This window comes from Pseudomonas sp. ABa2 (assembly GCF_056676075.1).
The window spans coordinates 399,734-422,314 of sequence record NZ_CM155239.1 but is presented as its reverse complement, the minus strand read 5'-3'; the positions used below and the strand labels follow the sequence as shown (position 1 = coordinate 422,314).

At 67.6% G+C, this 22,581-nt stretch carries 21 protein-coding genes; 15 read left to right on the top strand and 6 right to left on the bottom strand.

The window, feature by feature from the left end; translation table 11 throughout:
- Nucleotides 1-142 precede the first annotated feature (142 nt).
- Complete coding sequence (locus tag AC1G9C_RS02050; RefSeq protein ID WP_122109645.1) at nt 143-1,129, top strand: hydrolase; 987 nt, start codon at nt 143-145, stop codon at nt 1,127-1,129.
- Nucleotides 1,130-1,184: 55 nt separating this feature from the next.
- Here the strand turns inward: AC1G9C_RS02050 and AC1G9C_RS02045 are convergent, their stop codons facing one another.
- Nucleotides 1,185-1,844: a TetR/AcrR family transcriptional regulator gene (locus AC1G9C_RS02045; RefSeq protein WP_122109646.1), complete on the bottom strand. Its 660-nt coding sequence runs from the start codon at nt 1,842-1,844 to the stop codon at nt 1,185-1,187.
- A 224-nt stretch (nt 1,845-2,068) separates the two neighbouring features.
- On the opposite strand from AC1G9C_RS02045, the gene AC1G9C_RS02040 reads away from it, so the two are divergent.
- The 7 genes from AC1G9C_RS02040 (at nt 2,069) to ggt (ending at nt 8,949) form a co-directional block, all read left to right on the top strand.
- The gene (locus AC1G9C_RS02040; RefSeq protein ID WP_480409312.1) at nt 2,069-3,499 is read left to right on the top strand and encodes a coniferyl aldehyde dehydrogenase; all 1,431 of its coding nucleotides are present in this window, start codon (nt 2,069-2,071) and stop codon (nt 3,497-3,499) included.
- A 42-nt stretch (nt 3,500-3,541) separates the two neighbouring features.
- The gene (locus AC1G9C_RS02035; RefSeq protein ID WP_480409311.1) at nt 3,542-4,087 is read left to right on the top strand and encodes a twin-arginine translocation pathway signal protein; all 546 of its coding nucleotides are present in this window, start codon (nt 3,542-3,544) and stop codon (nt 4,085-4,087) included.
- A gap of 129 nt (nt 4,088-4,216) precedes the next feature.
- Nucleotides 4,217-5,809, top strand: a complete 1,593-nt coding sequence (locus tag AC1G9C_RS02030; protein ID WP_480409310.1) for a GMC family oxidoreductase — start codon at nt 4,217-4,219, stop codon at nt 5,807-5,809.
- 1 nt (nt 5,810) lies between these two features.
- Nucleotides 5,811-6,182, top strand: coding sequence for a phosphopantetheine adenylyltransferase (locus AC1G9C_RS02025; RefSeq protein ID WP_480409309.1), 372 nt, complete (start codon nt 5,811-5,813; stop codon nt 6,180-6,182).
- A gap of 75 nt (nt 6,183-6,257) precedes the next feature.
- The gene (gene coaD, locus AC1G9C_RS02020; protein ID WP_122109651.1) at nt 6,258-6,740 is read left to right on the top strand and encodes a pantetheine-phosphate adenylyltransferase; all 483 of its coding nucleotides are present in this window, start codon (nt 6,258-6,260) and stop codon (nt 6,738-6,740) included.
- Between the two features lie 189 nt (nt 6,741-6,929).
- Nucleotides 6,930-7,181, top strand: a complete 252-nt coding sequence (locus tag AC1G9C_RS02015) for a YfhL family 4Fe-4S dicluster ferredoxin (RefSeq protein ID WP_004373873.1) — start codon at nt 6,930-6,932, stop codon at nt 7,179-7,181.
- 109 nt (nt 7,182-7,290) lie between these two features.
- Nucleotides 7,291-8,949 (top strand): gamma-glutamyltransferase, encoded by a 1,659-nt coding sequence (gene ggt / locus AC1G9C_RS02010; protein WP_397497695.1) that lies wholly within the window; start codon nt 7,291-7,293, stop codon nt 8,947-8,949.
- Nucleotides 8,950-9,066: 117 nt separating this feature from the next.
- Here the strand turns inward: ggt and AC1G9C_RS02005 are convergent, their stop codons facing one another.
- From AC1G9C_RS02005 to AC1G9C_RS01985, 5 genes are all read right to left on the bottom strand, one after another.
- Complete coding sequence (locus AC1G9C_RS02005; protein WP_480409308.1) at nt 9,067-10,905, bottom strand: Na/Pi cotransporter family protein; 1,839 nt, start codon at nt 10,903-10,905, stop codon at nt 9,067-9,069.
- A gap of 75 nt (nt 10,906-10,980) precedes the next feature.
- Nucleotides 10,981-11,319: a multidrug transporter gene (locus tag AC1G9C_RS02000; protein WP_480409307.1), complete on the bottom strand. Its 339-nt coding sequence runs from the start codon at nt 11,317-11,319 to the stop codon at nt 10,981-10,983.
- A gap of 76 nt (nt 11,320-11,395) precedes the next feature.
- A complete protein-coding gene (locus tag AC1G9C_RS01995; RefSeq protein WP_021445664.1) occupies nt 11,396-11,974 on the bottom strand; it encodes a lysophospholipid acyltransferase family protein in 579 nt (192 codons plus the stop codon).
- Nucleotides 11,975-12,018: 44 nt separating this feature from the next.
- Complete coding sequence (gene mutM / locus AC1G9C_RS01990) at nt 12,019-12,831, bottom strand: bifunctional DNA-formamidopyrimidine glycosylase/DNA-(apurinic or apyrimidinic site) lyase (protein ID WP_397497691.1); 813 nt, start codon at nt 12,829-12,831, stop codon at nt 12,019-12,021.
- Nucleotides 12,832-12,897: 66 nt separating this feature from the next.
- Nucleotides 12,898-13,710 (bottom strand): HDOD domain-containing protein, encoded by an 813-nt coding sequence (locus AC1G9C_RS01985; protein WP_397497814.1) that lies wholly within the window; start codon nt 13,708-13,710, stop codon nt 12,898-12,900.
- Nucleotides 13,711-13,896: 186 nt separating this feature from the next.
- On the opposite strand from AC1G9C_RS01985, the gene AC1G9C_RS01980 reads away from it, so the two are divergent.
- The 7 genes from AC1G9C_RS01980 to AC1G9C_RS01950 all read left to right on the top strand — a co-directional run bounded on the left by AC1G9C_RS01980 (nt 13,897) and on the right by AC1G9C_RS01950 (nt 22,560).
- A complete protein-coding gene (locus AC1G9C_RS01980; protein ID WP_480409306.1) occupies nt 13,897-15,093 on the top strand; it encodes a class I SAM-dependent rRNA methyltransferase in 1,197 nt (398 codons plus the stop codon).
- A 456-nt stretch (nt 15,094-15,549) separates the two neighbouring features.
- Entirely contained in the window at nt 15,550-16,668 is a 1,119-nt protein-coding gene (locus AC1G9C_RS01975) for an ABC transporter ATP-binding protein (RefSeq protein ID WP_480409305.1), read from the top strand.
- Between the two features lie 34 nt (nt 16,669-16,702).
- Nucleotides 16,703-17,776 carry an ABC transporter substrate-binding protein gene (locus tag AC1G9C_RS01970; RefSeq protein WP_397497688.1) on the top strand — a complete coding sequence of 358 codons (1,074 nt, stop codon included), beginning with the start codon at nt 16,703-16,705 and terminating at the stop codon, nt 17,774-17,776.
- 54 nt (nt 17,777-17,830) lie between these two features.
- Complete coding sequence (locus tag AC1G9C_RS01965; RefSeq protein WP_021445658.1) at nt 17,831-19,066, top strand: ABC transporter permease; 1,236 nt, start codon at nt 17,831-17,833, stop codon at nt 19,064-19,066.
- Nucleotides 19,067-19,073: 7 nt separating this feature from the next.
- Nucleotides 19,074-19,928, top strand: a complete 855-nt coding sequence (locus AC1G9C_RS01960; RefSeq protein ID WP_021445657.1) for an ABC transporter permease — start codon at nt 19,074-19,076, stop codon at nt 19,926-19,928.
- Nucleotides 19,929-20,164: 236 nt separating this feature from the next.
- A complete protein-coding gene (gene ilvD / locus AC1G9C_RS01955) occupies nt 20,165-22,003 on the top strand; it encodes a dihydroxy-acid dehydratase (RefSeq protein WP_397497687.1) in 1,839 nt (612 codons plus the stop codon).
- Between the two features lie 98 nt (nt 22,004-22,101).
- Nucleotides 22,102-22,560: a metallophosphoesterase family protein gene (locus AC1G9C_RS01950; RefSeq protein WP_480409304.1), complete on the top strand. Its 459-nt coding sequence runs from the start codon at nt 22,102-22,104 to the stop codon at nt 22,558-22,560.
- Nucleotides 22,561-22,581: the final 21 nt, after the last annotated feature.

The window sequence follows — 22,581 nt, the reverse complement described above, 5'->3', positions numbered from 1 at the left end:
GTGGTGGACAAGCCCTTGGCATGCCTACCCTACAAAGCTGGAACCTGCGTAGCCTGGATGCAGCCCTTGGATGGCCCGCCGAGGCTTCTGTTTTACCGGCAAAGCCTCTAGCCTGAAGCCCTGCTCACCTTTCGTCCTCGCCATGACCAACAGCTTTCAACCCGCCTGGTGGCTCCCCGGCCCGCATCTGCAGACCCTGTGGAACCCGCTGTGCCGCAAGCCGCCACACCTGGAGCGCAGGCGCGAGCGGCTGTGGCTGGACGACGGCGATTTTCTCGATCTCGACTGGCACGGCCCACACGAGGCCCGCACGCCGTTGGTGCTGGTGCTGCACGGGCTGACCGGCAGCTCCAGTTCGCTCTACGTGCTCGGCCTGCAGCAGGCGCTGGCCGCGCGCGGCTGGGCCAGCGTGGCGCTGAACTGGCGCGGCTGCTCCGGCGAGCCCAACCTGCTGCCGCGCGGCTACCATTCCGGCGCCAGCGAGGACCTGGCCGCTGCCGTGGCCCATCTGCGCGCGCAGCGGCCGATGGCGCCGCTCTATGCGGTGGGCTATTCGCTGGGCGGCAACGTGCTGCTCAAGTACCTCGGCGAGAGCGGCGCGCAGAGCCAGGTGCTGGGCGCGGTGGCGGTGTCGGTGCCGTTTCGCCTGGATCAGTGCGCCGACCGCATCGGTCTGGGCTTCTCGCGGGTCTACCAGGCGCACTTCATGCGCGAGATGGTCGCCTACGTCAGCAACAAGCAGCGTCTGTTCGCCGCCCAGGGCCAGGGCGAACGCCTGTCGGTGCTGGAACGCCTCGGGCCGCTGCACGGCATGCGCACCTTCTGGGACTTCGACGGGCGCGTCACCGCCCCGCTGCACGGCTATGCCGACGCCCAGGACTACTACCGGCGCGCCTCCAGCCGTTTCTACCTCGGCGCGATCCGCACGCGGACGCTGATCATCCAGGCCGAGGACGATCCCTTCATCTTCCGCCACAGCCTGCCGGAGGCCGGCGAACTGGCGCCCGGCACCGAGTTCGAACTGCACGCCCGCGGCGGCCATGTCGGCTTCGTCGACGGCAGCCCGCGCCGGCCCGGGTATTACCTGGAACGGCGGATTCCCGAGTGGTTGGCAGCACTGGGCGCCTGACCTGCCGTAGCCCGGATGCAGTCCGGGCTAAGGGGGGCGTCACGGCGCCAGCCGATCACCCCAACACCTGCTCCAGCGGCACATGCAGGCGGCCGTACAGGGCTTCGACCGCCTCGCGCGCGGCGGGAGCGATATAGCCGCCCTCCAGCGCCAGCACCTGGTAGATACCGCGGCGCAGCATGTCCTGGCTGAGGTTGTCCGGGCTGGCGCCGGCGGTGCAGAGAAAGCGCACCCAGGAGGTCATGATGATCCAGCTGTTGAGCGTCAGCGCCTCGATCTGCGCCGGGCTCATCAGCAGGATGCCCGCCTCGACGAAACCCTGGTAGATCGCCTGGGCGCCCACCAGGCAGCGGCGAGCGAAGGCGCGGTAGCGCGCGGCCAGCTCGGCGTCGGCCTCCAGCAGGTGTTCGAGGTCGCGGTGCAGGAAGCGGTAGTGCCACATCGCCGCCAGCAGCGCCTCCAGGTAGAAGGTCTTGTCTTCCACCGTCAGCGCGCGGCCCTCGGGCCGGCGCAGGAAGCCGTCGACCTGCGCCTCGTACTGGGCGAACAGCTCGGCGATGATCGCCTGCTTGTTGCGGAAGTGGTAGTACAGGTTGCCCGGCGAAATCCCCAGGTGCGCGGCGATATGGTTGGTGGTGACGCTGCGTTCGCCCTGGCTGTTGAACAGCTCCAGGCTGGCTTGAACGATGCGCTCGCGGGTCTTGGGTGGCGCCATGGCGCGGCTCGGTCTCGTGGTGGGAAAGCGGCAAAGGTACAGGCAGAAACGCCCTGGGTGTTACCCCCAGCCCTCGATCGGCGCACCGCTGACCTTTGGTTAGGCTGCGGCAACGCCCTTGGCGCGCCATGCTATTTGACACATTAGAGCAATTGCTCTAAAAATCCAGCAAGCCCACGCGCCCCGTCGCGCATCGCCCAGCTGGACCGTCGAGGAGAAACCCCATGGTCGCCGACATCGCCTACCTGCAGCACAGCCAACAGCAGATCAACCAGCTGGAACGCACCTTCGCCCTGCAACGCGCCGCCTTCGCCGCCAACTCCATGCCATCGGCCGAGCAACGCATGCAGTGGCTGAAATCCCTGCGCGAGCTGCTGACCCAGCAGCAGGACGCACTGGTGGCGGCGATCTCCGAGGACTTCAGCAACCGTTCGGCCGACGAAACCCTGCTCGCCGAGCTGATGCCCAGCCTGCATGGCATCCACTACGCGAGCAAACGCATCAAGCAGTGGATGAAGCCGTCGCGGCGCAGCGTCGGCCTGCAGTTCATGCCCGCCGCGGCCAAGGTCGTCTACCAGCCGCTGGGCGTGGTCGGCGTCATAGTGCCGTGGAACTACCCGCTGTTTCTCGCCATCGGCCCGCTGGTTGGCGCGCTGGCGGCCGGCAACCGGGTGATGATCAAGATGAGCGAATCCACCCCGGCCACCTCGCAGCTGGTCAAGGACCTGCTGGCGCGCATCTTCCCCGAGGATCTGGTCAGCGTCGCCCTGGGCGAGGCGGAAGTTGGCATGGCCTTCTCCAAGCTGTCGTTCGACCACCTGCTGTTCACCGGCGCCACCAGCATCGGCCGGCACGTGATGCGCGCCGCCGCCGAGAACCTCACCCCGGTGACCCTGGAGTTGGGCGGCAAGTCGCCGGCCATCGTTTCGGCCGACGTGCCGCTGGCGGACGCCGCCGAGCGCATCGCCTTCGGCAAGACCCTCAACGCCGGGCAGACCTGCGTGGCACCGGACTATGTGCTGGTGCCGAGGGATCGGGTGGAGGGCTTTGTCGCCGCCTACCGCGAGGTGGTGCAGCGTTTCTACCCGGCGCTCAAGGACAACCCCGACTACACCGCGATCATCAACGAGCGCCAGCTGGCCCGCCTCAACGGCTACCTGCAGGACGCCGAGGCCAAGGGCGCGCGCATCGTTGCGCTCTACCACGAAGCGCAGGGCCGGCGCCTGCCGCAGAGCCTGGTGCTGGACGTCAACGACGAGATGAAGTTGATGCAGGACGAGATCTTCGGCCCGCTGCTGCCGGTGGTGCCCTACGACCGCCTGGAAGACGCCTTCGCCTACGTCAACGCAAGGCCACGGCCGCTGGCGCTGTACTACTTCGGCTACGACAGGCGCGAGCAGCAGCGCGTGCTGCACGAGACCCACTCAGGCGGCGTGTGCCTGAACGACACCCTGCTGCACGTGGCCCAGGACGACATGCCGTTCGGCGGCATCGGCCCCTCCGGCATGGGCCATTACCACGGCCACGAGGGTTTCCTGACCTTCAGCAAGGCCAAGGGCGTATTTATCAAGCAGCGCTTCAATGCCGCGCGGCTGATCTACCCGCCCTACGGCAAGGCGATCCAGAAGCTGGTCTACAAGCTGTTCCTACGCTGATCCACGCGGGCAACGCCCGTTCCAAGCCTGGTGACAACAACAATGAACGACACCACCCTGAACGCGCCGCAACTGTCGCGGCGCAGCCTGCTCAAGATCGGCCTGCTGGGCACGGCGCTGCTCGGCACCGTCGGGCTGACCGCCAGCCTGAGCGGCTGCTCGGCCAGCACGCCGGCCAGCGGCTACCTGATCCTGCGCAGCAGCGATATGCCCTTTCTGCGCGCGCTGATCCCGGTGATGCTCGATGGCGCCGTCAATACCGGGCAGATGCCGCAGGCCGTCGACGGCACGCTCAAGAGCCTCGACAACAGCCTGGCGCACCTGTCGCCGGAAATGCTCAAACTCACGGTGCAGCTGTTCGACGTGCTGGCCCTGCCCGTCACCCGCGGCCCGCTGACCGGGGTCTGGGGCAGCTGGGACAACGCCAGTGGCGATGACGTGCGGCAGTTCCTCATCCGCTGGCAGAACAGCAGCCTGAGCCTGCTGCGCATGGGCCACGCCTCGCTGCTGCAGCTGGTGATGATGGCCTGGTACAGCCGGCCGGAGTCCTGGGCCCATTGCGGCTACCCGGGGCCGCCTAAGGTCTAACGACCTGTCGCGGATGTCGTAGGGTGCGCCGCGCGCACCATGAAAGCGACGCGGGTACCTCGGTGCGCACAGCCTAGGCGGCCTCGCGACACGCTACGGCCTGTGTGAATTACAAGAAGAGAGCCTGAAATGCCTGTACCCGATTTGTTCAAGCAAGGCCTGGCCAAGGGCTGGAAGACATACGACGGCTCGCGCCTGGAAAACGACCTGAGCCTGGAAGCCGAAGTCGCCATCGTCGGCAGCGGCGCCGGTGGCGGCACCACCGCGGAGATCCTCAGCGCCGCCGGCTACAAGGTGCTGCTGATCGAGGAAGGCCCGCTGAAGACCAGCGACGACTTCAGGATGCAGGAGGCCGAGGCCTACCCGTCGCTGTACCAGGAAGGCATCGGCCGCATGAGCAAGGACGGCGCCATCACCATCCTCCAGGGTCGCGCCGTCGGCGGCACCACCCTGGTCAACTGGACCAGCAGCTTTCGCACCCCGCCGCAGACCTTGGCCCACTGGGCCGAGGTGCACGGCGTGCAGGGCCACGACGCAGCATCCATGGCGCCCTGGTTCGAGCAGATGGAACGGCGCCTGGGCGTAGCCCCCTGGGCGGTACCGCCGAACGCCAACAACGAGGTGATCCGCGCCGGCTGCGACAAGCTCGGTTACCACTGGGCGGCGATCCCGCGCAACGTGCGCGGCTGCTGGAACCTCGGCTACTGCGGCATGGGCTGTCCGACCAACGCCAAGCAGTCGATGCTGGTCACCACCATCCCCGCCACCCTCGAGGCCGGTGGCGAGTTGCTCTACCTGGCGCGCGCCGACAAGCTGCTGATCGAAGGCGACCAGGTGGTCGGCCTCGACTGCCTGGGCATGGACCCGCGCTGCGTGGCGCCCAACGGCAAGCGCATCCGGGTCAGGGCGCGGCACTACGTGCTGGCCGGCGGCGGCATCAACACACCGGGCATCCTGCTGCGCTCGGCGGCGCCCGACCCGCACCAGCGCGTCGGCCGACGCACCTACCTGCACCTGGTCAATTTCTCCGCCGCGCAGTTCGAGCAGGTCATCAATCCCTTCTACGGCGCGCCGCAGTCGCTCTACTCCGACCACTTCCAGTGGGACGACGGCACCGCCGGACGCCTCTCCTACAAGCTGGAGGTGCCGCCGCTGCAGCCGGCGCTGACCGCCACATTGCTCGGCGACTTCGGCCGCGAGAACGCCCTGCGCATGGAGCAGTTGCCGCACACCAACGTGATGCTCGCCCTGCTGCGCGACGGCTTCCACGAAGACAGCGCCGAGGGCCGGGTGGAGCTGCGCGGCGACGGCAGCCCGGTGCTCGACTACCGGATGACCGACTACAGCTGGGACGGCGTGCGCCGCGCCTTCCTGAGCATGGCCGAAATCCAGTTCGCCGCCGGCGCCCGCGCGGTGATGCCGATGCACGCCGACGCCAGTTACGTGAAGACGTGGAAGCAAGCCAAGGACCTGATCGAGCACCTCGACCTGGCGCTGTACCGCACCCGCCTGGGCAGCGCCCACGTGATGGGAGGCTGCGCCATGGGCGAAGACCCGCGGCAGGCGGTGGTCGACAGCCTGGGCCGGCATCACCAGCTGGCCAACCTGTCGATTCACGACGGCTCGCTGTTCCCCACCAGCATCGGCGCCAACCCGCAGCTGTCGATCTACGGCCTCACCGCCAAGCTCGCCACCCTGCTGGGCGAACGCCTGAAGACCTGAGATGAGCAAGCTGATCGGCTTTCTGCTGCTGGTGGCGGGGGTCATCCACCTGCTGCCGCTGGGCGGCGTGCTGGGCGGCGAACGCCTCAACGCGCTGTACGGCATCGCCCTGGACGAGCCCAACCTGCAGATCCTCATGCGCCACCGCGCCGTGCTGTTCGGTCTGCTCGGCGCCCTGCTGGTCGCCGCGGCGTTCGTCCCGGCGTTACGCGGCTTGGCCCTGATCGGCGGGCTGGTCAGCGTGCTCGCCTTCCTCCTGCTGGCATGGAGCGCTCCCGTCTACAACGAGGCTTTGCGCCGAGTGGTGATCGCCGACTGGATCGCCCTGGCCTGCCTGGTGCCCGCACTCGTCCTGCACCTGCGCAGCAGCTGAGCTGTCGTCACGCTTGGCCCTGAGGGAAGCGCTGCGCTACCATCCGACTCCTTTTCGACCCGCCAGGACGTCCCGATGAATCGAGTGTTATACCCCGGCACCTTCGACCCCATCACCAAGGGCCATGGCGATCTGGTCGAACGCGCCTCTCGGCTGTTCGATCACGTCATCATCGCCGTCGCCGCCAGCCCGAAGAAGAACCCGCTGTTCCCCCTGGAACAACGGGTGGAGCTGGCCCGCGAGGTCACCAAGCACCTGCCCAACGTCGAAGTGGTGGGGTTCTCCACCCTGCTCGCACACTTCGCCAAGGAACAGGGCGCCAACGTGTTCCTGCGCGGCCTGCGCGCGGTGTCGGACTTCGAGTACGAATTCCAGCTGGCCAATATGAACCGCCAGCTGGCGCCGGACGTGGAAAGCCTGTTCCTCACCCCGTCGGAGAAATACTCCTTTATCTCCTCGACCCTGGTGCGCGAGATCGCGGCCCTCGGCGGCGACATCTCCAAGTTCGTCCATCCGGCCGTGGCCGCTGCGCTGAACGAGCGCTTTCGCCAGCGCTGACCAGCCCCTGTGGGAGCGGCTTCAGCCGCGAATGACTCGGCCGCTCGCGGCTGAAGCCGCTCCCACAAAGGCCGCGCCCACCGACTCCGCCTCTCGCTCAGCACATGGCGCGCCACCGCCCAATCCGGCACAATTCGCCTACCGTTGTCCGATAGTGTCGCGGCGTCCCGCCTCGACAGGAGTTGTTCCATGTCCCTGATCATCACCGACGACTGCATCAACTGCGACGTCTGCGAACCCGAGTGCCCCAACGGCGCGATTTCCCAGGGCGAGGAGATCTACGTGATCGACCCCAACCTGTGCACCGAATGCGTCGGCCACTACGACGAGCCGCAGTGCCAGCAGGTGTGCCCGGTGGACTGCATCCCGCTCGACGAGAACAACGTCGAGAGCAAGGACGAGCTGATGCAGAAGTACCGGATCATCACCGGCAAGGCCTGACCGCCCCCGGGGCGAACCGCCGCACGAGCGGTTCGCCGCCTGCCACACCCGCACGACAAACCAAGGCTGCTAAGCTTCGCCCTTTACCCAGCCGCCTTCGGTAGATCGCATGTTGCGCCACCTCCTGCTCTCGACCCTGCTGCTCGCCGCCAGCCTGCTGGCCCAGGCCGCGCCGCAGCAGGCCGCCATCGCCACCGCCCACCCCGCCGCCACGGCCGCCGCGCAGCAGATGCTGGACGCCGGCGGCAACGCTTTCGACGCCGCTGTGGCGGCTAGCGCCGCCCTGGCGGTGGTCGAGCCCTATGGCTCGGGGCTCGGCGGCGGCGGCTTCTTCCTCCTGCGCACGGCCGGCGACCGGCCGAGCTACGACTTTCTCGATGCCCGCGAGCGCGCGCCGCTGCAGGCCAAGGCCGATATGTACCAGCGCCAAGGCAAGGCGCAGCGCGAGCTGTCGCTCAACGGCGCCCTGGCCGCCGCCATCCCGGGGCTGCCGGCGGCGCTGGTGGAGCTGGCCGAACGCCACGGCCGCCTGCCGCTGAAAACCAGCCTGGCCCCGGCCATTGCCCTGGCCAACGAGGGCTTCGCCGTCGACCGCGTCTACCGCGAGCGCGCCGCCTGGCGCCTGGCGGCGCTGCGCGACGATAGCGAAAGCGCGCGGCTGTTCCTCGACCGCGGCGAAGTGCCGGCCGAGGGCTATCGGCTGCGCCAACCGGAGCTGGCCGCCACCCTGCAGACGATCGCCGCCCAGGGCCACGCCGGGTTCTACGCCGGCCACCTGGCCGAGCGCCTGGTCGCCGGCGTGCGCAAGGCCGGCGGCATCTGGAGCCTGGACGACCTGAGGGAGTACCGCAGCGTGCGCCGCGCGCCGCTGCGTTTCCCCCTGGCGGACGGTCGCGAGCTGATCAGCGCGCCGCCGCCCTCGGCCGGCGGCGTGGCCCTGGCGCAGAGCCTGGCGATTCTCGGCCAGCTGCCCTGGCGCGAGGCCGAGCCGCTGCAGCGCGTGCACTATGTGGTCGAGGCGCTGCGCCGCGCCTACCGCGACCGCGGCCTGCTCGGCGACCCGGATTTCGTCGCCAACCCGCTCGAACGACTGCTCTCGCCCGGCCACCTGGCGGTGCTGGCCGGCAGCATCGACCCCGAACGCGCCACCCCCAGCGCCAGCCTGCCACCGGCCGGCACCTGGCACGAAGGCGACCACACCACCCACTTCGCCGTGCTCGACGCCGAGGGCAACGCGGTGGCCGCCACCCTGTCGATCAACCTGCCCTTCGGCGCCGCCTTCACCGTGCCCGGCACCGGCGTGCTGCTCAACGACGAGATGGACGACTTCGCCGCCGATATCCAGGGCGCCAACGCCTACGGCCTGGCCGGCAGCCAGGCCAACGCCATCGCCGCCGGCAAGCGGCCGCTGTCGTCCATGAGCCCGAGCTTTATCGAGAGCGACGCGGCCTTCGCCGCCTTCGGCACGCCGGGCGGCAGCCGCATCCCCAGCATGGTGCTGCTGGCCATGCTCGAATACCTGGACGGCCAGCCCATCGCGCGCTGGCCGGCGGTGGCGCGCTACCACCACCAGTTCCTGCCGGATGTGATCGAGCACGAACCGGATACCTTCAGCACCGCGCAGATCGCCGAGCTGCAGGCCCGCGGCCACCAGCTCAAGGCACTGGAGCGGCAGTACGGCAACCAGCAGGTGCTGCTGTGGGACAAGGTCAGCGGCGAGGTGCAGGCGGCCAGCGACCCGCGCGGTATCGGCGAGGCCATGCCCTAGGGTGCGCCGTGCGCACCGCAAGCCCCCATTCTCGCCGACAGCCGGTGTAGCCCGGACGCCATCCGGGGAGCTGCCGACAGACGCCCCCTGAATTGCCTCCGGGCCAGGGCCTGTCGGTCAAGGCGATAGGATCAGCGGCCCACTGCTTTCATCGCCCAGCCGCCGCAATTCGCGAAACAACGCCTGCTCGTCGCCGAGCATCAGCACGTTGCGCAGGCTCTGGAAGATGCGGCTGACATAACCCAGGTCGTTCATCAGCGAGCTGGTCTGCAGGCCGTCCAGGCGACCGCTGCGCACCTCGGCGAACAGACGCTGGCGAAACTTCGCGTCGAACTCCGCCGCCTGCTCGTCGAGCCAGCGCAAACGCGCCTGCCAGGCCTCCTCGGGCAGCTCCGAGCGGGCCAGCTCGCGCACCTCATGCAGGGTGACGAGCAGGTGGCGGCGCAGTTCCACATAGGCCTCGCGCACCGCCGAGGGCGGCGCGTCGAGGTAGTGGCCGAGGTTCTTCTGCAGGTGCTTGGCGTCCTTGACCGCATCCACCAGTTGCAGCGCGGCCAGCTGGCAGCTGACCCAGAACCGCTGGTGCGCCTCGTCCATCGGCAGCTCCATGCGCCCCATGAAGCTCAGCAGATCGCCGTACACCCCCTTGATATGGAACTGGTAGAGGTGCTCGGCATCGAAACCGCCGTGCGCCGGCCCGGCCTGCAGCAGCTGGTCGTCGACCCGGCTGCGCGCCAGCTGATCCACCGGCAGGTAGAGCGCGTGACAGATCACCTCCAGGCTCAGCCGGCCGAGGTGGCCGAGCTCCTGCACCACCGCGCCGGAGGCGGCGTCCACCGAATCCAGGGCGCGCTCGCTGAGGTAGCGGGCGCGGGTGCGCTCGGGCTCGGCGACCGGCTCGGCCGCCAGTTCGGTGATCAGCACCTGCGGCTCGGCCCGCTCCGGCAGCCAGCGGATCAGCCGCTGCGCCAGGCGTCCCTGCAGCGGCCAGAACAGAGCCACGCCCATGGCGTTGAACAGGGTGTGGAACATCGCCAGCTGGATCAGGCTGTTGTCGCCAAGGCCCAAGGGCTCGGCCAGGGCCCGCACCAGCCAGGTCAGCGGGCCGAGCAGACAGAAGGCCAGCACCCCGGTGGTGATGTTGAACAGCACATGGGCCAGGGCCAGGCGCTGACCGCTGCGGTTGCCGCCCAGCGAACCGACGAAGGCGGTGGTGACGCTGCTGCCGATATTGGAGCCGATGGCGATCGCCAGGCTCTGGCCCAGCTCCAGCTGGCCGCCGGCCAGCGCCGCCAGGGTCAGCATCAGGGCGGCGTGGCTCGATTGCAGCACCACGGTGATCGCCAGGCCGATGGCGGTGAACAGCAGCGCGCCGCGCAGACCGCTCGCCTGATAGCCGCTCATGTCCAGGCCGTCGCCGAAGCTGGCGAAGCCGTCCTTGATCTGGTCGATGCCGATAAAGATGAAGGCGACGCCCAGCACGATGCGCCCGGCCGCCTTGCTCTTCGGCCCGGCGAAACCGGCCAGCACGCCGAATACCAGCAGCGGCAGGGCGAAGGGACTGAGGCTGAGGTTCTGCCCGGCCAGCGCCAGCAACCAGATGCCGCTGGTGGCGCCGAGGTTGGCGCCGAACAGGATGGCGATGCCGCCGGCCAGCTGGATCAGCCCGGTGCTGATAAAGGCGATGGTCAGCAGCGAGACCAGAGTGCTGGATTGCAGCAGCAGGGTGCCGCCGACGCCGAACAGCAGGCTCTTGAAGGGCGTCGCGGTGCTGCGCCCGAGGATCTGCTCCAGCTTGCTGCCGGCCAGCTGACGCAGCCCCTCCTCCAGGCACTGCATGCCGAACAGGAACACTGCCAGCCCGGCGCACAGCTGCAGCCAGCCCTCGCTGAACCAGAACGAGGCGGCCAAGCCCAGCACCACCAGCAGCAGGATCACCCAGCGCAGATAACGCATCGCCCGCCCTCCCTAACGCAAACGGCCCCTCGCCCCGTTAGGGAGCGAGAGGCCGCGGTCATGCAACCGAACGAATCAGTCGTGCTTGTAGCCGCTGCTGGTGCAGCCCAGGCAGCGCACGAAGGCTTCCTTGCCCGGCTCGACCACCAGTGCCTCGGCCGCCTCACCGACGTTGCCGCCCAGGGCGGTGAACGGCAGGCTGACGACGAAGGCCACGACGCCGATGGCGGTGGCGCCGATCAGCAGCGGACGGGCGATCACCAGGTCGCCGATCATGGAGAAGGCCTTGGGCGCCTCGACGGTATACAGGGGGTCGCCACTGACGTTCTGCTGCACCACTTCCGCCTGCGCCGGCAGTGCCAGCAGGCCAGAGGTCAGCGCCAGGACAGCAGCGGTCGTGCGAAACGGTTTCATGGGGCGATCCTTCAGGTTATTCGGGAAAGTGCCAGTAACTATAACAGCGCATTGGTAATTGTCAGCGTGACGGGCGTCAATCGCCATGAAAGGCGTATTGCGGCTTTTTCGGCACGTAGGGGCGGAAAAACGCCAGCATCGCCGCCAGATCGGCCTGCTCGTCGCCGGTGGGCTGGAAGGTCGGACCGATCACCACACGGCGGTTCTGGTAGTCCAGCGCGCCCAGCACTATGGGCACGCCCGCGCCCAGGGCGATATGGTAGAAGCCCATCTTCCAGCGCTCGACCTTCTTGCGCGTGCCCTCGGGCGACAGCACCAGGATGAATTCGCGGTTGTCGCGAAACGCCTGCACCGCTTGCTCCACGGTGTTGCGCTGCCGTTCGCGGCGGATCGGGATGCCGCCCCAGGCGCGCATCAGGCCGCCGAACGGCCAGCGGAAGATGCTGTGCTTGCCGAACCAGCGGGCGTTCAGGCGCAGGACGAACTTCAGCGCGATAAAGATCACGAAGTCCCAGTTGGAGGTGTGGTGGGCGCCGATGGCGACGAACTTGTCGAGCCGGGGCAACTGCCCCTCGATGCGCCACCCCATGAGTTTCAGCACGCTGCGCCCCAGCCATTCGGCGGCCGGATTGCGCGGCAAATAGTTACCGGACATCGATCAACCTCGGTATTTCTTGTTGTTCTCGCGATCTGTCTGTTTCAGCGCTGGCACTTGGGACAGTAGACACTGGCGCGCTGGCCCAGCTTGACCTCGCGCAGGGTGCTGCCACACAGCTTGCAGAATTCGCCGCCGCGACCGTAGACGAACAGCTCCTGCTGGAAGTAGCCGGGCTGGCCATCGCCGCCGACGAAGTCGCGCAAGGTGGTGCCGCCGCGCTCGATGGCATGGGCGAGGATGCGCTTGATCGCCTCCGCCAGTTTCAGGTAGCGCGCCCGCGAGATCGAGCCGGCCGCGCGGCGCGGGTCGATGCCGGCGGCGAACAGCGCCTCGCTGGCGTAGATATTGCCGACCCCGACCACCACGGCGTTGTCCATGATGAACGGCTTGACCGCCATGCTGCGCCCGCGCGACAGCTGGAACAGGCGCTCGCCGTCGAAGTCCGCGCCCAGCGGTTCCGGGCCGAGCTTGCTGAGCAACTCGTGATGCAGCGGGTCCTCGCTCCACAGCAGGGCGCCGAAACGCCGCGGATCGGTGTAGCGCAGGGCCAGGCCGGACTCCAGCTCGATGTCGACGTGCTCGTGCTTGGCCGCCGGCAGGCCGCACTCGACCAGGCGCAAGCTGCCGGACATGCCCAGGTGGCCGATCAGGCTGCCGCTTTCGGCCTTGATCAGCAGGTACTTGGCGCGGCGCTCGACGCATTCGATGCGCTGGCCGGACAGGCGCACGTCCAGATCCTCGGGGATAGGCCAACGCAAGCGGCGCTCGCGCACTATCACGCGGCTGACGCGCTCACCGATCAGGTAGGGGGCGATACCGCGGCAGGTGGTTTCGACTTCGGGCAATTCGGGCATGGCAGTACGGCTGGGAAAACGGCGGAGCGCCACCTTAGCAGGAGCGGCGCGTACAACGGTAGGCCGCTACAGCACCGCCAGGTCGCGAATGCTTTCGCGCAGGTTCTCGAAGTCGTAGGCGGACAGTCCCATGTACTCCAGGATCGGCTGCTCGATATGCCGCCACTCCAGGTCCTCCGGCTGGGCGCCGAGCACCCGGTGGCTCTCGCAGATGTGCTCGGCCATCTTGAGGATCGCCAGCAGGGTCTTCAGCGGCGCGTCGCGGCCGGTTTCGTCGGCGAAGATCGACAGCGCGTTGTGGTGGTTGGCGATCACCTCGCACAGCGCTTCGGGCAGGCGCCAGGAGCGTGCGGTGAAGTAGCCGACCACCGCATGGTTGGTGTTGAGCAGGCGGTTCTCGGTGTCGACCACGCGGCGCTCGTCGCTGGCGCTGGCGTAGGCCTCCTCCAGCACCGTCATGTAGCTGGGGAAGCGCTTGATCATCAGCGGGATGCCGCAGTTGTGGAACAGCCCCAGGGTGTAGGCCTCGTCCGGCGAGTGGTAGCCGAGGCGCTTGGCCAGGGTCAGGCAGGTCATGGCCACGTCCTGGGCGGTGTCCCAGAAACGGTTGAGCACCAGGATCGCCTCGTCGGTCAGCTCGCCCTTGATCGACTGCGCGTTGATCAGGTTGATCACCGTGTGGCAGCCGAGCAGGTTGACCGCCTGCTGGATCGAGGCGATGCGGTTGGCCAGGCCGAAGTGCGGCGAGTTGACGATCTTCAGCAGCGCGCCGGACAGCCCGGGGTCCTGGCTGATCAGCTTGGCGATGCTCTTCAGATCCGGGTTGGGCATGACCTGCTCCATCTGCAGGTCCACCATGATCTGCGGCTGCGGCGGCACGCTAATGCCCTGGAGGGCTTGCTGGATCTGTTCGGCGGTAAGTTCGTAGGCCATGGGACGCAGGTGCCAGGTGAGAAATGCGCCACAGTTTAGCCAAAGCACCGGGTCCCCCGCAGCCGACTTTTGCAACTGCCGGGCGCCCGCGCGAGCCGCTATAATCCCGCTCTTTTTCCCCGGAGCCCGCCCATGTCCCTGCCCAGCCTGCGCCTGAAAGCCAACGCCGATCGACGCCTGCGCGCCGGCCACCTGTGGGTCTACAGCAACGAGATCGACGTCGCCGCCACCCCGCTGCACGGCTTTGCCGCCGGCGACCAGGCCGTGCTCGAAGCCGCCGGCGGCAAACCGCTAGGCGTGGTCGCCATGAGCCCGAACAACCTGATCTGCGCCCGCCTGCTGTCGCGCGACGTCAAGCACCGGCTGGACAAGTCCCTGCTGGTGCACCGGCTCAACGTCGCCCTGAGCCTGCGCGAGTGCCTGTTCGACCAGCCCTGCTACCGCCTGGTGTATGGCGACTCCGACCTGCTGCCGGGGCTGGTGGTCGACCGCTTCTTCGACATCCTCGTCGTGCAGCTGGCCTCGGCCACCATGGAAGCGCACAAGGACGAGGTGCTCGCCGCGCTGATCCAGGTGTGCAAGCCCAGCGGCGTGCTGTTCAAGAACGACTCCAGCGCGCGCGACGCCGAGGGCCTGCAGCGCTACGTGGAAACCGCCCATGGCCAGGTGCCGGAATGGGTCGCCCTGGAAGAGAACGGGGTGAAATTCGAGGCACCGGTGATCGCAGGGCAGAAGACCGGCTGGTTCTACGACCACCGCATGAACCGCGCGCGCCTGGCGCCCTACGTCAAGGGCAAGCGGGTGCTCGACCTGTTCAGCTATATCGGCGGCTGGGGCGTGCAGGCCGCGGCCTTCGGCGCCAGCGAGGTGTTCTGCGTCGACGCCTCGGCCTTCGCCCTCGACGGCGTCGAGCGCAACGCCGCGCTCAATGGCGTCGGTGAGAAGGTAACGTGCGTGGAGGGCGACGCCTTCGCCGCCCTGCGCGAGCTGAAGAGCGCCGAGGAGCGCTTCGATGTGGTGATCGCCGACCCGCCCGCCTTCATCAAGCGCAAGAAGGACCTGAAAAACGGCGAGGCCGCCTACCGCCGCCTCAACGAAACCGCCATGCGCCTGCTCTCCAAGGACGGCATCCTGGTCAGCGCCAGCTGCTCCATGCACCTGCCCGAGGACGACCTGCAGAACATCCTGCTGACCAGCGCCCGCCACCTGGACCGCAATATCCAGCTGCTCGAACGCGGCGCCCAGGGCCCGGATCACCCGGTGCACCCGGCGATCGCCGAGACCCGCTATATCAAGAGCCTGACCGTGCGCCTGCTGCCCAATAGCTGAGAAAGGCGTAGCCCGGATGCAATCCGGGGCTGTCCGGCACCGCGCGCCCCGGATTGCATCCGGGCTACGCGCTCAGCGCCAACCTACCGGGCCACACAGGCGGCGCGGCGGGCCAAGCGGGTGCGCCGCATCGCCCATCACGCGATCACGCGTCGTACCGATCAGCGCCCCGCCGCCCAACGCTCGAGCGACGTGCACCTGCCGAGTGCGTGTCGGCAGGTGCCGCCCGCCCCGCTCGCTGTTACCTCCCCCCACACCGTCCTCGCATCCCGCCCAGGCTGGACTAGGCTTTAACCTGCGGAGCAGAGCGCCGCCGGCCAACCGTTCGTCGGCTGGCGTGCTTATTGCTTTTGGTTATTTACATAACGATCGGACCACACGACAGGGACGAATCGACTCAAGCAGTACGGGCGAGGCCACAAGCCGAGCCTGTCTTGATGGGCAATGGGGAGGACTATGGCTGCGCAGGCTGGGAACGACGCGTTCCTGCGATTCACCAATGTGAAGAAGACCTACGACCACAAGACGCTGGTGGTCAAGGACTTCAACCTCAACGTGGCCAAGGGCGAGTTCATCACCCTGCTCGGCCCCTCCGGTTCGGGCAAGACCACCTGCCTGATGATGCTCGCCGGCTTCGAGGACGTGACCAGCGGCGAGATCCTGATCAACGGCCGCAATGTCACCAGCATCGCCCCCTACGACCGCAACATCGGCATGGTCTTTCAGCAGTACGCGCTGTTCCCGCACATGACCATCCGCGAGAACCTCGCCTACCCGCTGAAGATCCGCAAGCTGGCCAAGGACGAGATCCGCGCCAAGGTCGAGGACTACCTCGCCCTGGTCGAGCTGCAGGCCTTCGGCGGCCGCTACCCCGGCCAGCTCTCCGGCGGCCAGCGCCAGCGCGTGGCCCTGGCCCGCGCGCTGATCTTCGCCCCGGACATCGTGCTGATGGACGAGCCGCTCGGCGCCCTGGACAAGAAGCTGCGCGAGCAGATGCAGTTCGAGATCAAGCGCCTGCACGAGCAGCTCGGCTTCACCGTGATCTACGTCACCCACGACCAGACCGAAGCGCTGACCATGAGCGACCGCATCGCCGTGTTCAACAACGGCGTGGTGCAGCAGTGCGCGCCGCCCCACGTGCTCTACGAGCGCCCGGCCAACCTGTTCGTCGCCGACTTCATCGGCGAGAGCAACAAGCTGGCCGGGGTGATCGAAAGCGTCGGCGAGGAACGCGTCGAGGTGCGCCTGGCCGACGGCGGCCTGGTCAGCACGCTCAAGGCCAACTGCACCGAGGTCGGCCAGCCGACCACGGTGTCGGTACGCCCGGAGAAGCTCAACTTCACCGACCGCCTGGGCGGCGCCGGCAACCAGGTCAAGGCGCGCTTCGTCACCCGCCACTACGTCGGCGAGTACATCCGCTACCACTTCGAGACCGCCAGCGGCAGCGAGCTGGTGGTGAAGAACCTGAACGACAGTTCAGCCCCCAGGCTCAGCGCCCAGGAAGAGGTCGACCTGGCCTGGCTGCCGGAAGACAGCCAGGCCCTGGATCGCCCCGCAGTGCCGACGACGTCCTGACCCCACAACTAGTAGAAGCAAATGGAGCACAGCAATGGCTAGATCACTGACTACCAGCTTTTCCACCTTCGCCCTGTTGGCGGCCCTGGGGCTCGCGGCGGGCGGCGCCAGCGCCCAGGACAGCCTCACCGTGGTCTCCTGGGGCGGCGCCTACGGCGCAGCGCAGCAGAAACACGTGATCGATCCCTACCAGAAGGACAGCGGGGTCAAGGTGCTGTTCGAGGACTATTCCGGCGGCGTGGCCGAGATCAAGGCCCAGGTCGAGTCCGGCAATATCCAGTGGGACGTGGTCGACTTCGAGGTGATCGACCTCGAGCGCGCCTGTTCCGAAGGCCTGCTGGAAAGCCTCGACCACAGCACCCTGCCGCCGGGCATCGACGGCACCGCGGCCGCCCAGGACTTCATCCCCGAGGCCCTGGCCAGCGAGTGCGCGGTGGGCAATATCGTCTGGTCGGTGGTGTTCGCCTACAACCAGAACACCATAGGCGCGACCAAGGCGGCGAGCATCGAGGACTTCTTCGACACCGCCAAGATTCCCGGCAAGCGCGCCATGCGCAAGCGCCCGCAGGTGAACATGGAGTGGGCGCTGCTGGCCGACGGCGTGGCCCCGGAAGAGGTCTACGAAGTGCTGGCCACCCCGGAAGGCCAGCAACGCGCCTTCGACAAGCTGGCCAGCATCAAGAACGACATCGTCTGGTTCGACTCCTGGTCGCAGGCGCCGCAGCTGCTCAACGACGGCGGCGCGGTGCTGGTGCAGTCGGCCAACGGGCGGTTTTACGACTCCATCGTGCGCGAGAACAAGCCGTTCGAGATCGTCTGGGACGGCCACGTCTACGACCTCGACGCCTGGGCCATCGTCAAGGGCTCGCCGAAGAAGGACCTGGCGATGGAGTTCATCAAGTACGCCACCGGTTCCAAGCCGCTGGCCGGCATGCCGGACGTGGCCTACGGCCCGACCCGCAAGTCGTCCATGCCGCTGGCCGACCAGAGCGCCACGCCGCACCTGCCCACCGCCCACCTGGACAAGGGCATCCAGGCCGGCTCGGAGTTCTGGGCCGACTACGGCGAGTCGCTCGGCGAGAAGTTCAACGAGTGGCTGTTGAAGTAACCCGCACCGACCCCTCTTCCTGTGGAAGAGGGGTCCGCTTTACGGAGTAGCGCCTTGTCATCCCTGACCACCAGCGAAGCCGGCCAAGCCGCCAGCGCCCGTCGCAAGAAACGCCTCGCCGCCTTTCTCTTCGTGGTGCCGCTGCTGGCCTTTATCCTGCTGACCTTCGTCGCTCCGATCGGCAGCATGCTGTGGCGCAGCGTGCACCACCCGACCGTGGCCGAACTGATTCCGCTGACCCTGGCCGAACTCGAGCGCTGGGAAGATCAAAGGCAACTGCCGGACGAGCAGACCCTGCGGGTGTTCGCCGGCGAGCTGCACAGCCTCGACGAGCAGCGCCTGTCCGGCAAGCTGGCCGAGGAGTTCAACCGCGCCTTCGCCGGCATGTCCAGCGTGGTCAAGTCCAGCGCCCGGCGCATCGGCCGACTGGACGCCGAGGCCCTGCCGGAGCGCGGCGTCGAGACCCTGCTGGCGGCCCACGGCAACTGGAGCAAGCCCGAGCTGTGGTACGCCATCGCCCGCGCCGGCCAGCGCTACACCTACGACTACTACCTCACCGCGCTGGACCTGGAACTGCACCCGGAACAGGGCATCCAGGTGCGCGAGGACACGCAGATCTACCTGCAGCTGTATTCCAAGACCCTGAACATGGCGCTGGTGATCACCCTGCTCTGCGCCCTGCTCGGCTACCCGCTGGCCTACTACCTGGCGCAGCTGCCGGAAAACCGCGCCAACCTGCTGCTGGTGCTGGTGCTGCTGCCGTTCTGGACCTCGCTCCTGGTACGCACCACGGCCTGGATCGCCCTGCTGCAGACCAACGGCGTGATCAACTCCTTCCTCATCGGCATCGGTGCCATCGGCCAGCCCTTCGAGATGCTCTACACCTCGTTCGCCACAGTCGTGGCGATGACCCACATCCTCCTGCCGTTCATGATCCTGCCGCTGTACAGCGTGATGCGCGGCATCGACCCCAGCTACCTGCGCGCCGCCCTGAGCCTGGGCGACAAGCCGATCCCGGCGTTCGCCCGCATCTACTTTCCGATGACCCTGCCGGGCCTCAGCGCCGGCGCGCTCTTGGTGTTCATCATCTCGGTTGGCTACTACATCACCCCGGCGCTGGTCGGCGGCACCGACGGCCAGATGATCAGCAACATCATCGCCTTCCACATGCAGCGCTCGAACAACTGGGAGCTGGCCGCCGCGCTCGGCTCGCTGCTGCTGGGGCTGATCCTGCTGCTGTACTGGGTCTACGACCGCTTCGTCGGCGCCAGCAATATCAAGTTGGGATGAATACAGGATGAAGACCCCCGCCTACTACGGCTTCTGGCATCACCTCGGCAGCTGGCTGCTCAAGGCCAGCTCCTGGCTGGTGCTGCTGTTTCTGATCCTGCCGATCCTGGTCATAGTGCCGCTGTCGTTCAACGCCGAGCCCTTCTTCAGCTTCACCGAGGGCATGCTCACCCTGCAGCCGGAGGCCTACTCGCTGCGCTGGTACGAGCAGATCCTCAACGACCCGAAATGGATACTGGCGATCCAGAACAGCTTCTTCATCGGCATTCTCGCCACCGTCATCGCCACCGCCCTGGGCACCTGCGCCGCGGTGGGCCTGGCCCGCGACGACATGCCCTACCGCCGCTTCATCACCGCGCTGCTGCTGTCGCCGATGATAGTGCCGCTGATCATCACCGCCGCCGGCATGTTCTTCTTCTACTCCAACCTCGGCCTGGCCGGCAGCTACCTGGGGGTGATCCTGGCCCACGCGGCGCTCGGCACGCCCTTCGTCATCATCACCGTCACCGCCACCCTCACCGGCTTCGACTACAGCCTGGCGCGCGCCGCGCTGAACCTCGGCGCCACGCCGCTGCGGGTATTCTTCGACATCATCATGCCGCTGATCCGCCCCGGAGTGATTTCCGGCGCGCTGTTCGCCTTCATCACCTCCTTCGACGAGGTGGTGGTGATCCTGTTCATGGCAGGTCCCCAGCAACGCACCATCCCGCGGCAGATGTTCTCGGGCCTGCGCGAGCAGATCAACCCGAGCATCCTGGCCATCGCCACCCTGCTGATCCTAGTGTCCATCGCCCTGCTGGTGACCATCGAACTGCTGCGCCGCCGCGCCGAGCGCCTGCGCGGCATCGAAATCCCCAACTGAGCGGCGCGCGGCTGCGCCGGCAATCGCCCGCGCCTTGGCTCGGCGGCGACAGCGGGCGTAGAATCCATGCATTCCTCGCCACCCATCCCCTGGCGGGCCCTGAGCACGGGTCAGACGCGCGGCCACCCCGCGACGTCCGGTGACCCCCGCCGAACGCACGGCCATCTCCCGTTTGCATCCGGTCCAGTCGACGCTCACCATACGAACATCACCTGATCAGCCGCAGGAACCGTGTCATGCCCGATTACCGCTCGAAAACCTCCACCCAAGGTCGCAACATGGCCGGCGCCCGCGCCCTGTGGCGCGCCACCGGGATGAAGGACGAAGACTTCAAGAAGCCGATCATCGCCGTCGCCAACTCCTTCACCCAGTTCGTGCCCGGCCACGTGCACCTGAAGGACATGGGCCAGCTGGTCGCCCGCGAGATCGAGAAGGCCGGCGGCGTGGCGAAGGAATTCAACACCATCGCCGTCGACGACGGCATCGCCATGGGCCACGACGGCATGCTCTATTCGCTGCCGAGCCGCGAGATCATCGCCGACTCCGTGGAATACATGGTCAACGCCCACTGCGCCGACGCCATCGTCTGCATCAGCAACTGCGACAAGATCACCCCTGGCATGCTGATGGCCGCCCTGCGCCTGAACATCCCGGTGGTGTTCGTCTCCGGCGGGCCGATGGAGGCCGGCAAGACCAAGCTGGCCAACCACGGCCTGGACCTGGTCGACGCCATGGTCATCGCCGCCGACGACAGCGCCAGCGACGAGAAGGTCGCCGAGTACGAGCGCAGCGCCTGCCCGACCTGCGGCAGCTGCTCCGGCATGTTCACCGCCAACTCGATGAACTGCCTGACCGAGGCCCTCGGCCTGTCGCTGCCGGGCAACGGCTCGACCCTGGCCACCCACAGCGACCGCGAGCAGCTGTTCCTGCGCGCCGGGCGCCTGGCGGTGGAGCTGTGCCAGCGCTACTACGGCGAGAACGACGACTCCGTGCTGCCGCGCAATATCGCCAACTTCAAGGCGTTCGAGAACGCCATGATGCTGGACATCGCCATGGGCGGCTCGACCAACACCATCCTCCACCTGCTGGCCGCCGCCCAGGAAGCCGAGATCGATTTCGACCTGCGCGATATCGACCGCCTGTCCCGCATCGTGCCGCAGCTGTGCAAAGTGGCGCCGAACATCCAGAAGTACCACATGGAAGACGTGCACCGCGCCGGCGGCGTCTTCAGCATCCTCGGCGAGCTGGCACGCGGCGGCCTGCTGCACACCGACGTGGCCACCGTGCACAGCCCGAGCATGGCCGACGCCATCGCCCAGTGGGACATCACCCAGACCCGCGACGAGCAGGTGCACACCTTCTTCAAGGCCGGCCCGGCCGGTATCCCGACCCAGACCGCGTTCAGCCAGAGCACCCGCTGGCCGAGCCTGGACGATGACCGCGAGAACGGCTGCATCCGCAGCGTCAAGCACGCCTACTCCCAGGAAGGCGGCCTGGCGGTGCTGTACGGCAACATCGCCCTCGACGGCTGCGTGGTGAAGACCGCCGGCGTGGATGAATCGATCCACGTGTTCGAAGGCACCGCGAAGATTTTCGAGAGCCAGGACGCCGCCGTGAAAGGCATTCTCGCCGACGAGGTCAAGGCCGGTGATGTGGTGATCATTCGCTACGAAGGCCCGAAAGGTGGCCCGGGCATGCAGGAAATGCTCTACCCGACCAGCTACCTGAAATCCAAGGGCCTGGGCAAGGCCTGCGCCCTGCTCACCGATGGCCGTTTCTCCGGCGGCACCTCCGGCCTGTCCATCGGCCACGCCTCGCCGGAAGCCGCTGCCGGCGGCGCCATCGGGCTGGTGGAAGACGGCGACAAGATCCATATCGACATCCACAATCGCACCATCCAACTGCTGGTCAGCGATGAAGAGCTGTCGCACCGCCGTCACGTCCAGGACAAGAAGGGCTGGAAGCCGGTGGAACAGCGTCCGCGCAAGGTCACCACGGCGCTCAAGGCCTACGCCCTGCTCGCCACCAGCGCCGACAAGGGCGCGGTGCGCAACAAGGCACTGCTGGACGGCTAAGCGCAAGCACCAGCGAACCCGAGAGCCCGGCCCCGTGCCGGGCTTTTGCTTTGTCCCCGCTGCCGCTTGCGCAGGAGGGACGGGGGAAGAGGGAAGACATGAAAATCGGCCTGATCAGCGACACCCACGGCCTGCTGCGCCCCAAGGCGCTGGATGCCCTGCAGGGCTGCGATCACATCCTGCATGCCGGCGATATCGGCAAGCCGGAGATTCTCGACGCATTGGGCGAAATCGCGCCGCTCAGCGCGGTGCGCGGCAATAACGACGAGGGCCTGGACTGGGCGACGGAACTGCCGGAATCGCTCGAGCTGGGCCTGGCCGGAGTGCGCCTGTTCATGGTTCATGACGCGGCCCACCTGCCCGGCGACCTGGCCGCCCGCGGCATCCACATCGCCGTCTGCGGCCATAGCCACAAGCCGCTGGCGGAACCGCGCGACGGCCTGTTGCTGGTCAACCCCGGCAGCGCCGGGCCGCGGCGCTTCAAGCTGCCGATCTGCCTGGCGCTGCTGTATCTGCAGGATGGACAGATCCGCGTGGAGCACATCGATCTGATCTAGGCGGCGCCGCGCGCACCTATG

What these genes read in the sequence shown, in the direction of transcription:
- AC1G9C_RS02050 (WP_122109645.1), top strand. Translation starts at nt 143, where the DNA reads ATGACCAACAGCTTTCAACCCGCCTGGTGGCTCCCCGGCCCGCATCTG.
- AC1G9C_RS02045 (WP_122109646.1), bottom strand. Translation starts at nt 1,844, where the DNA reads ATGGCGCCACCCAAGACCCGCGAGCGCATCGTTCAAGCCAGCCTGGAG.
- AC1G9C_RS02040 (WP_480409312.1), top strand. Translation starts at nt 2,069, where the DNA reads ATGGTCGCCGACATCGCCTACCTGCAGCACAGCCAACAGCAGATCAAC.
- AC1G9C_RS02035 (WP_480409311.1), top strand. Translation starts at nt 3,542, where the DNA reads ATGAACGACACCACCCTGAACGCGCCGCAACTGTCGCGGCGCAGCCTG.
- AC1G9C_RS02030 (WP_480409310.1), top strand. Translation starts at nt 4,217, where the DNA reads ATGCCTGTACCCGATTTGTTCAAGCAAGGCCTGGCCAAGGGCTGGAAG.
- AC1G9C_RS02025 (WP_480409309.1), top strand. Translation starts at nt 5,811, where the DNA reads ATGAGCAAGCTGATCGGCTTTCTGCTGCTGGTGGCGGGGGTCATCCAC.
- coaD (WP_122109651.1), top strand. Translation starts at nt 6,258, where the DNA reads ATGAATCGAGTGTTATACCCCGGCACCTTCGACCCCATCACCAAGGGC.
- AC1G9C_RS02015 (WP_004373873.1), top strand. Translation starts at nt 6,930, where the DNA reads ATGTCCCTGATCATCACCGACGACTGCATCAACTGCGACGTCTGCGAA.
- ggt (WP_397497695.1), top strand. Translation starts at nt 7,291, where the DNA reads ATGTTGCGCCACCTCCTGCTCTCGACCCTGCTGCTCGCCGCCAGCCTG.
- AC1G9C_RS02005 (WP_480409308.1), bottom strand. Translation starts at nt 10,905, where the DNA reads ATGCGTTATCTGCGCTGGGTGATCCTGCTGCTGGTGGTGCTGGGCTTG.
- AC1G9C_RS02000 (WP_480409307.1), bottom strand. Translation starts at nt 11,319, where the DNA reads ATGAAACCGTTTCGCACGACCGCTGCTGTCCTGGCGCTGACCTCTGGC.
- AC1G9C_RS01995 (WP_021445664.1), bottom strand. Translation starts at nt 11,974, where the DNA reads ATGTCCGGTAACTATTTGCCGCGCAATCCGGCCGCCGAATGGCTGGGG.
- mutM (WP_397497691.1), bottom strand. Translation starts at nt 12,831, where the DNA reads ATGCCCGAATTGCCCGAAGTCGAAACCACCTGCCGCGGTATCGCCCCC.
- AC1G9C_RS01980 (WP_480409306.1), top strand. Translation starts at nt 13,897, where the DNA reads ATGTCCCTGCCCAGCCTGCGCCTGAAAGCCAACGCCGATCGACGCCTG.
- AC1G9C_RS01975 (WP_480409305.1), top strand. Translation starts at nt 15,550, where the DNA reads ATGGCTGCGCAGGCTGGGAACGACGCGTTCCTGCGATTCACCAATGTG.
- AC1G9C_RS01970 (WP_397497688.1), top strand. Translation starts at nt 16,703, where the DNA reads ATGGCTAGATCACTGACTACCAGCTTTTCCACCTTCGCCCTGTTGGCG.
- AC1G9C_RS01960 (WP_021445657.1), top strand. Translation starts at nt 19,074, where the DNA reads ATGAAGACCCCCGCCTACTACGGCTTCTGGCATCACCTCGGCAGCTGG.
- ilvD (WP_397497687.1), top strand. Translation starts at nt 20,165, where the DNA reads ATGCCCGATTACCGCTCGAAAACCTCCACCCAAGGTCGCAACATGGCC.
- AC1G9C_RS01950 (WP_480409304.1), top strand. Translation starts at nt 22,102, where the DNA reads ATGAAAATCGGCCTGATCAGCGACACCCACGGCCTGCTGCGCCCCAAG.